Genomic DNA, 16,037 nt, shown 5'->3' on the forward strand with positions numbered 1-16,037 from the left:
TCACTCGATGATATTGCCGCGCAGCATGAAGCGCGCATAGGCCACGGTCGAGACAAAGCCCAGCATGGCGATGATCATGGCGGATTCGAAGAAGATTTCGGTTTCGACACTCAGACCGTAAAGGATCAGCAGAGCGATAGTGTTGATCACCATGGTATCCAGCGCCAGAACGCGGGTACCGACGCCGTCGGCGGTGATGATACGCCACAAACACATCATGATCGCGGTGCCGAAACAGGCGAAAGCAAAGTAAATCGCATAGGTGATCATTCGAAAATCTCCTTCAAGCGCCGCTCGTAACGTTGTTTTATCTGATCGCGCACCTCCTCGGGGTTGGGCGCGTCAAGGCAATGGACCAGCAGACAGTGCCCTTGTGCGGACAGATCGCAGCTGACTGTGCCGGGGGTCATGGTGATGGTTCCCGCCAGCACGGTGATGGCCTCGGGCGTCCGCAGTTCCAGCGGAACGTTCACAAAGGCGGGCTGGCGATCCGCGTCGCGTTTGAACAGGATGATCCGGGCCACCGCGATATTGGCCATCACGATATCCCAAAGAACCACCAACATGTACTCGGTAATCATCGGCCAATTGCGCAGCTTGGGGCGATCCGGCCAGTAGGGTTGCGTGATGAAGGGAATGATAATCCCCAACAACAGGCCAAAGACCAATGAGTTCAATGACCCGTTATTGGCCAACAGGACCCATACGAGCGTCAGCAAAGCGGTCAGATGGGGGTGCGGAAATATCCGGCGCAGAAGCTTCATCATTCTTCCCCTCCCAGCACGGCCGAGATGTAGTCATCCGGTGTAAAAAGCTGCGCGGCAGTGTTGCTGGAGTATTCCAATGCCGGACCCGCAAAAAGCGTCAGCAGGATGAGACCCAGAACCGCTCCGAACACCGAAGTGAAGGCAAGGCCCGGATAGGGCTCGGGCGCGGTTGAGGCGCTGATGTCTTCCTCTGTTGGATCAGGCGGAACACTATATTGCGCATCATAGCATTTCCAGAAGATCATTGTGCCCGCCCGGGCCAGTCCGACGATGGTGACGAAGGATCCGATCAAGATCACGGCCCAAACCGCGTTGGCATCCGGCGCCCCGCGTGAGGCATCCAGAACCAGCAGCTTGCCGATAAAGCCTGACAAGGGGGGCATCCCCGCCATTGCAATAGCTCCAACAAAGAACAGGGCCGAGATCAGCCCGGTTTGCGGCATAGGTGCTTTGGGCGCGATGGCTCCGCCGCGGCGCTCCATCACCAAATCCGCGACCAGGAACATCAGGGCCGTCGCCAGCGTGGAATGGAAGATGTAATAAAGTGCCGCTGCTGTCGCGGCCTCGCTGAACAGCGAGATAGCGATCAGCAATGTGCCCATCGAGGCAATGGCACAGAAAGCCACCATGCGGGCGATATGTTGCGAGCCCAGAATGCCGATGGCACCAACGGCCAAGGTGAGCAGTGCCGCGGGCTGCAACCACGTGCCGACCAGCCCGTCGGTTACGGCAACATCCGGGCCGAAGACCAAGGTATAGACCCGCAGGATCGAATAGGCACCCACTTTGGTCATGATCGCGAACAGGGCCGCAACGGGCAGCGGTGCGTTTGCATAGCTGGCAGGCAACCAGAAATGCAGTGGCAGGACTGCGGCCTTGATGCAGAACACCAGCAAGAGCAGAACCGCCCCGACCCGTAGCAAGGCGGTGTCTTCGGGTGGAATCTCGGCCACGCGCACGGCCAGATCGGCCATGTTAAGCGTGCCGGTTACGGCATAGATCGTGCCCAACGCAAACAGAAACAGGGTCGAGCCGAGCAGGTTGTAGGCAACATACTGTACCCCGGCTTTTAGCCGCACTGAGCCGCCCGCATGCGTCATCAGACCGTAGGACGCGATCAGAAGCACCTCGAAAAATACGAATAGGTTGAATGCGTCGCCGGTCAGGAATGCTCCGCAGACACCCATAAGCTGGAAATGGAACAGCGCGTGGAAGTGCTTGCCCCGCTCATCCCAGCCAGAACCTATGGCGTAAAGGACGATCGGCAGGGCCAGCAGGGCGGTCAGCAGCACCATCATGGCCGACAGTTTATCCAGCACCATGACGATGCCGAACGGTGCGGGCCAGTTGCCCAGCTCATAAACCTGTATATCCCCACCCGAGGCCTGAGCGGTGATGGTCAGCGCAATCCCCAGCAAACCCACCACGCCCGCGACCGAGAAGATGCGTTGCAGGTCCAGGTGATAACGCAGGACCATGATGATGAATGGGGCCAGGATCGCGGGCAGGACGATCGGCGCAACGATCCAGTGGTTCATGCGTCTTCTCCCGTCGCGTCCACGCTGTCGCTTGCGCTCATGTCGATATGGTCATCCTTCGAGGACAGATAGGCGCTGAGTGCGATCATCACGATCACCGCAGTCATCCCGAAAGAGATCACGATGGCTGTCAGCACCAGCGCCTGCGGTAGCGGGTCGGTATAGGGGACGTCCTTGTATTTGTTCAGCACGGCAGGTGCGTTCAACGCAAGCCGCCCGGTGGCAAATAGGAATACGTTTACCGCATAGGTGATCAGGGACAGGCCCAAAATTACAGGGAATGTACGGCGGCGCAGGATCAGGAAAATCCCGGCTGCGGTCATGACGCCGACTGCAGAGGCTACGAGCGCTTCCATCAGGCCTGCTCCTTCTCATTATCTTTTTCCTGAGGATGATCCCGCAGCGGGTTGATATCCATCGGGAATTCTTGCGCCATACCCGGCTGCCAGGCAAATCGCGACAGACTGTCGAGCGCCAGCATCACTGCACCCAATACTGCCAGGAACACGCCCGTATCAAACAGGATTGCAGTGGCCCATTCGAACTCTTCCAGCGGTGGCCAGTTGATATAGCCGAAGTCGCTGGTCAGGAAGGGACGCTCGTTGAACCAGGCGCCCAGCCCTGTGGCCGCAGCGATCAGGACACCCCAGCCGATGGTGCCGTGGTAGTAGAACCTTTGCCGCTCAATCGCCCAGGTATAGCCGCTCGCCATGTATTGCATCAGGAAGGCGATGGCGACGATCAGGCCCGCAATAAAGCCGCCTCCGGGCTGATTGTGGCCGCGGAAGAAGATGTAAGCGCCGACCATCAATGCGATGGGCATCATAACGCGAGTGACGACCACCATCATCAGAGGATGCGAATCTCCTGATTGCGGCCAGTGCGGTTTGCGGTTCAGAAGATAACCACGCACGTTTGTGCTCAAGACCGCCTCGGTCAGGGCATAGATGATCAGCGCGGCAATACCCAGAACGATAATCTCGCCAAAGGTATCAAAGCCCCGGAAGTCGACGAGGATGACGTTCACGACGTTGGTGCCGCCACCGCCTTTGTAGGAATTCGCCAGATGGAATTCCGAGATTGTCGGGAAAGCAAAATCCCGCATCATCAACGCATAGATCAATGCACCCGTGCCGATCCCCGCAATCACCGAGATTGCTGCATCGCGCCAACGCCGCGCGGCGCTGCTGTCCCATGGTGTCTCGGTGGGCAGGAAGTTCAGTGACAACAGCAGCAGGATCATAGTCACCACCTCGACCGAGATCTGGGTCAGGGCGAGGTCCGGGGCTGAGAGGTAGTTGAACGCCATCGATACGATCAGGCCAACAACGCCGATCAGCACCAGTGAGAGCAAGCGATTGCGATGGAACCACATGATTGCCAGTGTCGCGCCCACCAGACAGATCCAGCCGATGATCGGGATAATCTGCGCCGGAACAGGCATCCGAGTTTCAACACCGATGGTCCCCGTTGTGTACGCGTAGTAGCCAAGCCCGACAGTGAAGGCGACGAAGATGATCGCGTAACGGCTGAGGACACCGTTATGCAGCTCATCGGTGATCCAGCGACTAAGACGCGTGAACGCTTCGATGATCGCCTCAAAGATCACTTTAGCTTCAGGGCGAGGCAGAGCGTTCCAGAGCTGGTCGCCGCGTTTATGCAGTGACAGCAGGAACAGACCGCCCAGCGTTGCCACTACGGACATATAAAGCGCGGGCGTAAATCCGTGCCAGAGCTTCAGCGAGTAGTAGGGTAACTTCTCGCCTCCGATCACCGCGCTGGACACAACCGCCACCAAAGGACCGACGATTGCCGCCGAATAGAGGCCAATCAGAACAACCAACACCACAAGGAACGCCGGAGCCAGCCACAGGCCCACGGGCGGGTCATGAGGATGCGCGGGATAGTCCTCCCGTTCGGGACCCAGGAACACATGGCTGACGAAGCGGAAAGAGTAGGCCGCCGAGAACAGCGCCGCCAGCAACGCCAGACCAGGCACAAGATAATGCGAGTTCAGCCAGGTGGTGTGGACTGTCTCTTCCAGCATCATCTCTTTCGACAGGAACCCGTTCAGCGGAGGTAAACCCGCCATTGATAGGGCTGCGATGGTGCCAATCGTGAAAGTGATCGGCATCAAGTGTCGCAAACCGCCCAGCCGTTTGACATCACGCGTTCCGGTCTCGTGATCGATGATCCCGGCGGTCATAAAGAGGGCTGCTTTGAATGTCGCGTGGTTGATAATGTGGAAGATGGCAGCGACGGCGGCGAACTTGGTGCCAAAGCCCAAGAGCATGGTCACCAGCCCAAGATGAGATACCGTTGAAAACGCCAGCAGCGCTTTGAGGTCATCCTTGAACAGAGCAATCACCGCACCCAGCAGCATGGTGATCAGACCGGTGGTGGCAACGATATAGAACCACGCGTCGGTGCCCGCGAGAACGGGCCACATCCGTGCCATCAGGAACAGGCCAGCCTTCACCATCGTGGCCGAGTGCAGATAGGCTGATACGGGCGTTGGTGCGGCCATCGCGTGCGGCAGCCAGAAGTGGAACGGGAATTGAGCCGACTTGGTGAAACAGCCCAGCAGGATCAGGATCAGTGCAGGCATATAATAAGGCGAGCTCTGGATCAGTTCCTTGTTCTGAAGGATCACGCTCAGGTCGTAAGATCCCACGATATTGCCCAGGATCAGCATCCCGGCGATCATTGCCAGACCACCCGAACCGGTCACGGCCAGCGCCATACGCGCACCCTGCCGCCCCTCGGGTAGGTGTTTCCAATAGCCGATCAGCAAGAATGAGCTGAGCGATGTAAGTTCCCAGAAAATAAGCAGAAGAAGGATGTTATCCGACAGAACGATCCCAACCATCGCGCCCTGAAACAACAGCAGATAGGTATAGAACTGCCCCATCGGGTCTTCGCGTGACAGGTAGAACCGGGCGTAGAGGATGATCAGCAGGCCAATGCCGAGGATAAGAAGCGCAAAAAGAAAGCCCAGCCCATCCAGCATGAAGTTTGCATTCAGACCCAAACCCGGCATCCAGTCGAACCTTGCGGTAACAACCTCGCCGCGCATCACGGACGGAATGTGGATGAGGAGCCCCATCAGGGCAAGGAAAGTGGTCAACCCTGCGGCTGAAGCAGCTGCATTTCGTCCCGCCCGGATCAGGAGGGCTGGGAATACAGCTCCGATGAAGGGAAGGGCCGCGATGAGGAATAGGGACAAGTGCGATACTCCGGTCTTGGCGGTCGATATGACTGAATTGCTAAGGATAATTTATTGGCTGCATGGAAAATGCAAGGTTTCGAAAGGCTCTAAAGATACATTCTGGATTTGAATTGCGTGCGCAACAATGACGCGAACTTGATCTGGTGGCCCGATTTGCCGAGAGCGTCGCCATTTTCGGTATGATAGAAACAGGCAGAAAGTTCAGGAGGATGCCGCATGGCAGACGTGAAGAACCGAACCCGAAGGTGGGTTTTGCTGGGCGGAAGCGCTGCGATCGCCTCGGGATTCGCGATACGTGAATACCTTCTGATCCCGCAGGATTATGCGGGCGGGCAGTTGCAAGTGGCGCAGGCCCATCAGAAAGCTGTGTCAGGTGAGGTGCTGCTGGTCGATATTCGCACGCCGCGTGAATGGCGATCAACGGGTATTGGGGAAGGCGCTCGGCCACTCGATATGCGTCGTGAGGATTTTGTACCGGCGTTGATAGAACTGACGGGTGGCGACGTCTCGGCTCCTGTTGCTTTGATCTGCGCCCGTGGGGTCCGATCCGCGCGGCTGAGCAATCGGCTGACCGAGGCGGGATTTACCAATATCATTGACGTGCCCGAGGGGATGCTTGGCTCTGCCGCCGGGCCGGGTTGGGTGCGCGCCGGATTGCCGGTTGAAGCTTTCTCTGAGGGGACGTGATGAAAACACAGTATTGGGTGTCATTCTGTCTGGCGTTTGCAGCGCCACAGGCCTTCGCCGCCTGTGGCCCGGTCGAGGGCACCTGTGAGTCCGCGTCGGGCGCGTATCACATCGAACTGCCCGACGCAGAAAACCCGCCTTTGGTCGTGTTTCTGCACGGGTATGGCGGCAGCGGCGCTGGGACCATGAAAAACCGAAGCATGGTCGATCCGTTGCTCGACCGCGGTTATGCGGTGATGGCACCCGAAGGTCTAGAGCGGCCTGACCGCGGTGGCACCAAAAGCTGGAACTTCTATCCGGGTTTCGGCGATCGTGATGAGACTGCGTTTCTGAGCGAAGCGGTTGAAGATGCAGCCGAACGATTTGGCATCGACAGTGATCGTGTGGTTTTGGGCGGATTTTCGGCCGGTGCCTTCATGGTCAACTATCTCGCCTGCGAAGCACCCGAGACCTTTTCGGCCTATGTGCCTGTTTCAGGCGGCTTCTGGCGTCCGCATCCTGAAGCCTGCGAAGGGCCCGTTCGGATGTTCCACACCCATGGCTGGACGGACAATGTGGTTCCATTGGAAGGTCGCCTTCTGGGTGGGGGTCGCTTTCATCAGGGTGATATCTTCGCCGGGCTGGAAATCTGGCGCATTGCTAATGGCTGTGTCGACACTAAGCCCAGTGGGTTTTTGACCACGGGCCAGTTCATGCGTAGGAACTGGATGGGATGCGCTGAAGGCAGCGCGCTGGAATTCGCGCTGTTTCCCGGCGGGCATACGGTGCCCAAGGGTTGGGCCGATATGATGCTGGATTGGTACGAAGGATTGCCCGGCAGCTGATTACTCCGCCGGAGTGACGATACCCTTACCCTCGATCAGGCGCTTCAACTCATCGCGATAGCGCCGTGCCGAGCGTGTGATGGCGGGCTCGCTGACGTCTTCACGCATCCCGACCATGCGGCGCGCAGCGCCTGCCGATACGCCGCTAAGCGCTGATAGCGGGATCGCCAACGCCAGGCTGATCGCTATGGGGGCCAGCCAAACCGAGACCAGACCGGCGAGGATACCCACGCTCAGCGCAATGCCGCTGACAGTTTCCAGCGTGTGGCACAGCACCAGCGTGCGCAGCCCGTAGCTGCCGCCGTCGCGTGCCTGCGGGGACCAGCCCTTTTGAATGCCTAAGGCGGTGCGGAACACTGCGATCATCTGCTGCACCATCAAGATCGGAGCATAGAGGATGGACAGGACGACTTCGGACAGGAACGAGGTGAAGAACTTCCGCGTGCCGCCGAAATCCGAATAGCGCACACCGCTGAGGGGCAGGGCAGCCACGCCCAGCACCTTGGGGGCCAGCAGCATGGCGTACATCACCAGAATGATAAGTACGTGTCGCGTCTCGGACATCTCGGGCCATTGCGGGAACAGTGGATTGTCCGGGCTGAAGTAGTGCAGGACCGAGGCTTCTTTTCCCTGACCGATCAGCGCCCACATCACCAGCAGAGCAAACCAGAGCGGGGACATCAGATAACCGACCGCACCGTGGAACATATGGAACCGCGACACCGCACGGAACCCGGTCGAGCCCAATAGCTTCAGGTGCTGCAGGTTACCCTGACACCAGCGACGATCCCGCATGGCGTGGTCGATGAGGGTGGGCGGAGTTTCTTCATATGAACCGCGAATGCGTGGCAGAAAGCGCACGGCCCAACCGGCACGACGCAGCAGACCGGCCTCGACGAAATCGTGGCTCATGATCAGCTTGTCCTGGCCATTGAACGACCGCAGCTTTGGCAGACCCGCGCTTGAGGCAAACGCACAGGTGCGAATGATGGCGTTGTGCCCCCAATAATTGCCCTCTTGCCCGCACCAGCGTGCAAGCCCTTCGGCGAATGCAATGCCATAGACGCCGTTAGCAAACTGCTGCATCCGGGCAAAGACCGATTGCGCGCCGATCAGTTGCGGATAGCTCTGGATCAAACCTGCGCCCGGATCACGCGCCAGCGCATCGGTCAAGCGGGCAATTGCGCGACCAGTCATCAGGCTGTCAGCGTCCAGCACCAGCATCGCATCCCAGTCCGCACCCCAGCGGCTGACCCAATCTGCGATATTGCCGACCTTCCTATCCGTATTCTGGGGGCGGCGGCGGTAATAGAGCTCCAACCCCGGTGCAAGCGTGGTCCGCAGCGCCTCGACACTGGCCTGCTCCTGCGCCGCAATCTCGGGATCGCGCGTGTCGGACAGGATGAACATGGCATAGTGGTGCTGACCGCCACGCTTTTGCAGGTCTTCCAGCATCGTACGAGCGTTGCCCAGCACGTTCCACGGCACCTCGTTATAGACGGGCGTCAAAAGCGCCACGCGCAGTGGTTGGGGGCGGCCCTCACGCTTTGGCTGCTCTTGCCGGGACAGCGAGACCATGCCCAGCAGCACAGTGCAGACGGTGAAAGAGATCCAGAAGAAGTTGAACGAGATCAGGGTCAGCAGGATTGCTTCGACCAGATTGATCCCCTCGGCGCTGAACCAATCGGACATGACCCAGAGCAAACCCAGCGTCGCCGCCATGGCCGGCGAAAATGCGAGCGCACGCCAGAACCCGGCAGAGGGTTTCTGCCCTCCCGCAGGCACCTGCGCATCACGGAAGCCCCGCGCAAAGTTCTGCGCAGGCATCGCCAGAGGAGCCTCAGGCGGCATGATATGAAGATCGCGACTCATGTGGTCCAACGGTAGAGCCAGACCTCGGAGGCCGGCTGTTTGTCTTTCAGCAATTGCGCGCGCAGTTCGACGTGGTTGCGTTCGCCTGGTTCGAACGAAAACGCCAGCCGCAGACCGCCAGTGTCCGGGTTTCGCTGTAGAACGCCGTCTGAGGTCTCGGCATGGGGCGAGTCCACGAACACGGTGATGGCCTCGGGGTCGTCGAACAGCTCGCTGTCTTCGAAATCGATCACGGCCAGGCGACCCTCGCCAAATGTATTGTCACCCATTGCAGTATTGATCACGCGCGGCATTGGCGTGCGCTGGGGTTCCTCACCCCAGATCAGGCGATAGGACAGGTCGATCTGGCTGCCTGCCGCGTAGGGCTCCATCGGACGCCAATAGGCGACGATGTTGTCATAAATCTCCTGATCCGCGGGGATTTCCACCAGCGTGACAGTACCTTTGCCCCAATCGCCATTCGGCTCGACCCACAGGCCGGGGCGCTTGTGATAATTGGCCTCAAGGTCAGCGTAATCCGAGAATTCGCGCTTACGCTGCATCAGGCCAAAGCCGCGCGGGTTCATATCCACGAAGGACGAGATTTGCAGGCGCGTCGGGTTGGCCAGCGGTCGCCACAGGACTTCTCCGGCGCCGTTACGGATCAACAACCCGTCGCTGTCGTGGACGGCGGGGCGGAAGTCGTCAAACCGGCTGTGGTTGGTCTGATCGAACAGGAACATCGAGGTGCCGGGCGCGATGCCCACGTGAGGCAGCTCGGTGCGCGGGAAAAGCGTCGCTTCGACTTCCATGACGCAATCGGCCCCGGCAGTGACATTGAAGCGATAGGCCCCGGTGACACTGGGGCTGTCCATCAGGGCGTGCACAACCATGTCGCGCTGGCCGGGTTTTGGACGTTCAAGCCAGAACCGGATGAATTCAGGAAACTCCTCGCCATCCGGATCGCCGGTTTTCAGCGCCAGTCCACGGGCGGACAGGCCATAGACCTCGTGCAGGCCGATGGCGCGGAAATAGCTGGCACCCTGCCAGACGCAGAATTCGTCGGTCTTGCCGGGCCGGTGCATTTCGGTGCGCAGGCGCAGGCCCGAAAAGCCCAGCGTGTCGTCGATGGGCAGCTGCGGCACGTCTTCGGATTTGTCAAACATCGCCAGATCGAAGGCGACCGGCTTGGTCATGCCGTCTTCAACAGTTGAAACCTTGACGGTGCGCGGGAAGTACAGGCCCGGGGTGAAGAAATCGACGTTGAAGGGGGTCTCGGTCTGGTACCACAGCGCGCGATCCAGCCGGAATCGGATCGAACGGTATTGCTGATAGGTCAGGTCCTGCCATTCCTGCGGAACCATCTCACGCTCGGCATAGTCACGGCTGGCCAGATCGCGGGCCATGGCGATGACATCATCACGGCTGAATGGGGTCTCTCCGCCCGTTGCGTATGCGGCAGGGGCGAAAGCCAATGCCGTTGATGAAGCAAGAAATGCGCGACGTGTAAAATTCATTTCTTCGATTTCCAGGGATGAGACTTAAACCACGCGGCCAGATAGGCCACGCCGATGATCATGGCAAAGCCAATCATGTTAGCGACAAAGACACTGGCAACATCCCGCCCACTCAGGTCCAGTCCGACGCCGATAAGCCGTGCTGCCGCCATGGAAAATACGAAAACCGCGAGCGATTGCTGGCCCACTTTGGTGATGACCATCAGCAGGAATTGCCAGACCTTAGCGGCGGCACCTTGGCCGGTTGCGATCAGGCGGTGGCCGTGTTCTCCGGCGACAACCCAGCCCAGATAGGCCAGTGACAGGAAGTGCATATAACGGAACAGGCCAAAGTCGGTCTTGTCACGGAATTCCTTCGTCACAGGCCAGACCTTGCGGATTTCGTCAGCCAGATCAGGTGCTGCTGCATTGATCCATGTGAACACCTTCCACGAGCCGAACGGCATCGAGAAGATCAGGAACAGTGCCGCCGCCCAGATCAGGGTTTTTGACACCGGCGGCGCGGGAATCCAGCCCCGCATGAAGGCAAAGCCGGTGAAGAACAGCAATTGCCAGCCGAACGGGTTGAAGAACCATTGCCGCTCGGACCACGGCTCGGCTGGAAGGTCGAGGTAGTCGAATTGCGCGATGAACCAGATCGCGACCGAGGCCACAGCCACCGCCCAGAACCCGATCCGGTGCAATCCCATGAACAGGGGCATCATCGCCAGAACCACCAGATACATCGGCAGAATGTCGAAGTAGTTCGGCACGTAGGTTAGGGTAAACAGCCCGACCATCTGCGATGCAGGATCATTGAAGAAATGCTGCAGGTTCAGAGAGGAGATATAGTTCTTCTCGAACAACCCACTCTGATTCAGGGCTGCCATCGTCATTGCGACGAAGAAGAACAGGCAGATATGCGCCCAATAAACCTGCCAGATGCGGAAGGTCACGCGGGCGGTGCCCATCCACCAGCCCTTGCGCATGAATGCCCCGCCAAAGGCAATGGCCGAGGCCATGCCCGAGCAAAAAACAAAGATCTCGGTTGCGTCCGAGAACCCGAACCGGGCGGGGATCCACTTGGCCCACGGGTCGTTGGGAATGTGGGCAATCAGGATGATGAACATCGCGATACCACGATAGAAATCCAGTCGCGGATCGCGCGTGCGGGCAGGGGCAGCGGTCTGAGACGCCACCGGAGCAAAATCAGAAGCGGGCGAAGCAGTCGCCATACAGTTCTGTCCTTCTTGGTCTTTTCTTGTTGTTATTCGGCTGGGACGCTTTGTGCGTCGTCGCTGTCGCGTGCGGCCTCGATCAGTGCACGGCGGGCGAGTGCATAGTTGTCCTCTCCCCCGGCGCGCTTGGCGCGGCGATCGTCCAGGATGTGCTCGACCTCATCCAGACGGCCCGCGCGCAGGCCGGAATCAATTGTGATGCGCTCGAATACATCACGTTGGGCGTGGCTGCCACCCGCCAGTTGCATCCCGGCGCGGGCATTCGACAAGAAATCAAAGGCTTGACCGTACAAACCGTCGCCGAAGGCCTCAAGCCCCTTGGCGGCAGCGATGCCCGGATCGGACATGCGGATCGGAGTGTCACCCTGATTGCGCTGGGCGTCCTTCTGGATACGCTGCAACATCTTGCCAGTCGCATCCGAACGATTGTCCCCGGTCAGCGCCAGCAAGTAGTGCAGATCGGCGAAGATCAGGCACCCGTCTTCGGTACGGGCGGCGCTGAGGTCGGCCAGTTCTTCCCAACGGTTGCCGACATCAATGCCCTCAAGCTCCATCCGTGAAAGCAGCGAGGTTGCGTTCGAGATATCACGGTAATCGTCCGTTTTGTCCTGGCGAATATGGTGATCGTAAAGTTCCATCACCTGATCGACCTGACCCAAATCCAGATGCATCAGCGCCTTGTGCCACCAGACGTGGTAGCGGAAGTTGTTGCAATGCGCCCAGGCATCCTCGCGCCCCGCAAGCCAGTCGAGCCCCAGCTGTGCGTTGCCTGTCATTTCATGAACATGCGCCACGGCGTGCAGACCCCAGGCATCATCTGACACCATCCACAGAGCCTGACGGCCAGCGATCTCGGCCTTTTCATAAGCGCCGGTTTCCTCAAGCGCAAAAGAATGGCATCCCAGCAGATAACCACGGCCTGCATGATCAGGTTCGTAAGCTGGCATGATGCGCTCGATCGACCGGCGCATGCCTTTCGCATCGCCCAGAACAAAACGGGTCGCGTGGCTGAGTTTCATAGCCAGAGTATCCGTGGGGTGCGCCCGCAGAATCTCTTCGAACTTTTGTACTGCCTGCGAGGGCAGGTCGGCCATGTATAGCGCCAAGGCTTCAACATAGAGCCGTTCGCGGGCTGAGACTGGCTGACGTTCCATCGCCGCATTGGCCGCGTTCAGCGCTTCGGCTGCAACGGCGATCATCTCGCGCCGACCCAGCAGAACCATGAACAGACCCTTGACCGCATGACCCAGCGCAAAATCCGGCTCAAGTTCCAGCACTTTGCCCAAGTGCTGGGGGGTGACAGCCGCATGCGCCATGAACCCGAGCAGAACACCATTCCATGCCTCGACACTGGCGGGCTGGCTCAGGGTGTTCATCTGTCCAAAAACGTCTTGTTTCATACTCGGGTCCAATCTGGTTTCGATTTGTACACTTTACGACTTAGCAGAGTGTGCAAGCGGGTCGTAACAGTATCGACCATGCTCTCGAATTGGTGAAAACCCGTGTGTGTAAAACGCGAAAAAAACCGCCGATTCAACGGCATGTTTCAGCAACTTGCCGCCGAATTAGGCACAGTGTTTCAATCTTCAAAGGGGTTTTTGGCGCTCAGAACCGCATCTGTATCGGCCCCGCATACCGGCGGCGCACTGCGATATGTTACAGGCGTGCGCGACAGGTTGAGCGGATTCCCGATCAGTTTGACTTCTCCGGGGTCGGCCTGCATCGAAATCTGCATTCGGCGCGCGGCGACCTGTTCAGTGTCAAAGACCTGATCCAATGTCTGCACCGGCCCAACCGGAACTTTCAACGCCTCAAGCCCGGCAATGACGGTATTGGTCTCCAGCCCCCGCATGGCAGGGCGCAGGACGGCATTCAGGGCGTCGCGGTGTTCCAGACGTGCGGGGTTGGTGGCAAAGCGGGGATCGTCGGCAAGGTCGGTCTTTTCGATGAAACTGCAAAATCTTCTGAACTGACTGTCATTTCCGACCGCCAGAATCACGTGTCCATCGGCGGTCTGATAGACCTCATATGGCACGATATTCGGATGCCCGTTGCCGCGCCGCTGGGGCACGTCACCCGAGGTCAGATAGTTCACGCCCTCATTGATCAACCACGCGATCTGAGCATCTACAAGCGCCAGATCGATCTGCTGACCTTCACCGGTCAGGTCGCGATGGCGCAGAGCGGCGAGGATACCCACACAGGCATACATTCCGCACATGACATCGGCGATACCCACGCCAACTTTCATCGGGGCACCTTCAGGATCACCCGTCAGCGACATGATCCCACCATAGCCTTGCGCCATCAGGTCATAGCCGGGCTTCGATGCATTCGGGCCGGTCTGCCCATATCCTGAGATCGAGCAATAGACGAGGTTGGGAAACTCTTGCGACAGGGTGGCATAATCCAGGCCGTATTTCGCCAAACCGCCTGGTTTGAAGTTCTCGATCAGGATGTCCGCATGCGCTGCCAAGCGCCGGATTTCCGCCTGACCTTCGGGGCTGGCAATGTCCAGTGCAACAGATTTCTTATTGCGATTGGAAGACATGAAATAGGCGCTCAGGTCGGATCGGTTGCCCTTGGCATCTTCGACATAGGGAGGGCCCCACTGCCGTGTGTCATCACCGCCGGTGGCAGGGTTTTCGATCTTGATGACTGTTGCACCCAGATCGCCCAGCAACTGCGTGCAGGTCGGTCCGGCAAGAATGCGTGACAGATCCAGAACCTTGACGCCCTTCAGCGGTCCCTCAGATGCGGCCATCATATCCTCCACGCTCGATCTCTGCTGCAATCACGGTAAATTTGTCCGCTTTTACAGCATCCTCCAGCGCGGAACGCAACTCGGAACGGTTGCGCACGGTATGGCCGTACCCACCAAAGGCCCGGCCCATGGCGGCAAAGTCGTGACGGTCGAAATCAACACCACGATTGCCCATCTGCCTTTGACGTTGCTTCAACTCGATCAGAGCGAGGCTTGCATCGACAAAGACCAGAAAGATCGGGTTGCCGCCCATCTCGGCGGCGGTCGACAGCTCTCCGGCGACCATGAGGAACCCGGCATCGCCTGAGAAACTGATCACCGGACGGTCCGGCTCGGCCAGTTTCAGACCGATTGCCATCGGTACGGCGCAGCCCATAGTGCACAGCGCCGAAGACTGGATCAGGCCACGTTCTTCCGCGCATTCCCACATCTGGCTGAGCAGAATACGGTGCGCGCCACTGTCTGCAGTGGCCAGCGTCTCGGGCGGCAGCGCGGCACGCGTTTCAGCAATGATGGCCGCTGGCCCCCAATCTTCATCCGAGGGAAAAGCCTGTGCCAACGTAGCTTTGACCTGTTCTGGCTCTCCATTCGGCCACGTCTTGCGGGCAGGGTTGCCCTTGGCGATGGCCTCAAGCGTTGCGCCCGTGTCCGCCACGAGATGCAATCCGGCCTGATGCATATAGTGGTCATTCACCACCGCCGAGATATCGATAACCCGCTTGTCCTCGGGGTCCCAAATCTCGCGCCAGCCGGGGCGCATTTCGATTGGGTCATAGCCCAGACACAATATCAGATCGGCCTGTTCAACCAGCGGGACCAGATGCTTGTCGGCTAACGGGGACAAACCCGCGCCGCCCAGACACAAAGCATGATCTTCGGGTACCACCCCCTTGGCCTTGTAGGTGGTGACGAACGGAATGCCGAAATGCTCCAGAAACGCCCGCACGACGCAACGCGAGTCGTCATAGAGAACATCCAGACCGATAATCGCGAGGGGCCGTTCGGCCTGTGCCACCCAGCGGCGGGCCTTTTCCAGACATTCACCCTCGGGGGCGACGGGGGCGACCTTGACGAGACGACGGCGTTTCACGTTCGACACGCGGATATCGGCCACCGAGATCGGAACGTCGATATGCACCGGGCCGGGGCGTGGTTGATTGGCCAGCGAAACGGCTTTGTCAGCGATGATGTCAGCTCCTTCGGCGGTCAGCATGAAGGTGCCTTTGGTGATCGAGCGATAGACCTGCGCGTGATCCATCACTTGATGCGTATAGGTCAGCGCCTCGTCCGCATCGACGCAGCCGGTCAATACGATCATCGGTACCCGGTCCTGCAAGGCGTTCGCGACCACGTTGATCCCGTTCATCGCTCCAGGACCCAATGTCGCCACCAGGATCGCAGGCGCGCCATCGCGGTGGTGCACGGCCTCGGCCATGAAACCGGCGGAATTTTCGTGTTTGGCTAGGTGAAAGGTGATCCCTGCCTGTTCCAGCGCATCGACCAGTGTCAGCACCTCGCCGCCGGGCATGCCGAAAGCGTGGCGGCATCCGGCCTCATAGAGGCGTTGTGCCAATAGATCCGCGGCGCGGGGGGACAGGTCCTGCATCAATCAAGCTCCGATCATCGTGTTATGCTGCAGATTG

The 16,037-nt window shown here is 59.1% G+C and carries 13 protein-coding genes; 2 read left to right on the plus strand and 11 right to left on the minus strand.

The genetic code is table 11. The features are described 5' to 3' along the window. The 5 genes from ACR0NF_RS01535 to ACR0NF_RS01555 are packed head-to-tail and all read right to left on the minus strand — an operon-like array spanning position 1 to position 5,531. Positions 1-270, minus strand: coding sequence for a K+/H+ antiporter subunit F (locus ACR0NF_RS01535; protein ID WP_480469318.1), 270 nt, complete (start codon positions 268-270; stop codon positions 1-3). Further along, positions 267-764, minus strand: coding sequence for a Na+/H+ antiporter subunit E (locus ACR0NF_RS01540; protein WP_480471885.1), 498 nt, complete (start codon positions 762-764; stop codon positions 267-269). The genes ACR0NF_RS01535 and ACR0NF_RS01540 overlap by 4 nt, the downstream gene beginning before the upstream one ends. Continuing rightward, the gene (locus ACR0NF_RS01545) at positions 764-2,305 is read right to left on the minus strand and encodes a monovalent cation/H+ antiporter subunit D (RefSeq protein ID WP_480469319.1); all 1,542 of its coding nucleotides are present in this window, start codon (positions 2,303-2,305) and stop codon (positions 764-766) included. Before ACR0NF_RS01545 ends, ACR0NF_RS01540 begins: the two co-directional genes overlap by 1 nt. Further along, a complete protein-coding gene (locus ACR0NF_RS01550) occupies positions 2,302-2,661 on the minus strand; it encodes a Na+/H+ antiporter subunit C (protein WP_480469320.1) in 360 nt (119 codons plus the stop codon). The genes ACR0NF_RS01545 and ACR0NF_RS01550 overlap by 4 nt, the downstream gene beginning before the upstream one ends. After that, on the minus strand, positions 2,661-5,531 hold the full coding sequence (locus ACR0NF_RS01555) for a monovalent cation/H+ antiporter subunit A (protein ID WP_480469321.1): 2,871 nt from the start codon (positions 5,529-5,531) through the stop codon (positions 2,661-2,663). Before ACR0NF_RS01555 ends, ACR0NF_RS01550 begins: the two co-directional genes overlap by 1 nt. 219 nt (positions 5,532-5,750) lie before the next feature. On the opposite strand from ACR0NF_RS01555, the gene ACR0NF_RS01560 reads away from it, so the two are divergent. Together ACR0NF_RS01560 and ACR0NF_RS01565 are read left to right on the plus strand one after the other, a co-directional pair. Then, the gene (locus ACR0NF_RS01560; protein ID WP_480777658.1) at positions 5,751-6,221 is read left to right on the plus strand and encodes a rhodanese-like domain-containing protein; all 471 of its coding nucleotides are present in this window, start codon (positions 5,751-5,753) and stop codon (positions 6,219-6,221) included. Next, positions 6,221-7,045 (plus strand): CE1 family esterase, encoded by an 825-nt coding sequence (locus ACR0NF_RS01565; protein ID WP_480777659.1) that lies wholly within the window; start codon positions 6,221-6,223, stop codon positions 7,043-7,045. The genes ACR0NF_RS01560 and ACR0NF_RS01565 overlap by 1 nt, the downstream gene beginning before the upstream one ends. Here the strand turns inward: ACR0NF_RS01565 and mdoH are convergent, their stop codons facing one another. From mdoH to ACR0NF_RS01595, 6 genes are all read right to left on the minus strand, one after another. Then, positions 7,046-8,917 (minus strand): glucans biosynthesis glucosyltransferase MdoH, encoded by a 1,872-nt coding sequence (gene mdoH / locus ACR0NF_RS01570; protein WP_480469324.1) that lies wholly within the window; start codon positions 8,915-8,917, stop codon positions 7,046-7,048. It lies immediately after the preceding gene. After that, a complete protein-coding gene (locus ACR0NF_RS01575) occupies positions 8,914-10,413 on the minus strand; it encodes an OpgD/OpgG family glucan biosynthesis protein (protein WP_480469325.1) in 1,500 nt (499 codons plus the stop codon). Before ACR0NF_RS01575 ends, mdoH begins: the two co-directional genes overlap by 4 nt. After that, positions 10,410-11,627 carry an OpgC family protein gene (locus ACR0NF_RS01580; protein WP_480469326.1) on the minus strand — a complete coding sequence of 406 codons (1,218 nt, stop codon included), beginning with the start codon at positions 11,625-11,627 and terminating at the stop codon, positions 10,410-10,412. The genes ACR0NF_RS01575 and ACR0NF_RS01580 overlap by 4 nt, the downstream gene beginning before the upstream one ends. 32 nt (positions 11,628-11,659) lie before the next feature. After that, positions 11,660-13,030, minus strand: coding sequence for a tetratricopeptide repeat protein (locus ACR0NF_RS01585; protein ID WP_480469327.1), 1,371 nt, complete (start codon positions 13,028-13,030; stop codon positions 11,660-11,662). A gap of 179 nt (positions 13,031-13,209) precedes the next feature. Next, positions 13,210-14,394: a CaiB/BaiF CoA transferase family protein gene (locus ACR0NF_RS01590; RefSeq protein ID WP_480469328.1), complete on the minus strand. Its 1,185-nt coding sequence runs from the start codon at positions 14,392-14,394 to the stop codon at positions 13,210-13,212. Then, complete coding sequence (locus tag ACR0NF_RS01595; RefSeq protein ID WP_480777660.1) at positions 14,381-16,000, minus strand: thiamine pyrophosphate-binding protein; 1,620 nt, start codon at positions 15,998-16,000, stop codon at positions 14,381-14,383. Before ACR0NF_RS01595 ends, ACR0NF_RS01590 begins: the two co-directional genes overlap by 14 nt. Positions 16,001-16,037 lie beyond the last annotated feature (37 nt).

The sequence above is a fragment of the Ruegeria sp. CF4 genome, from assembly GCF_056537345.1.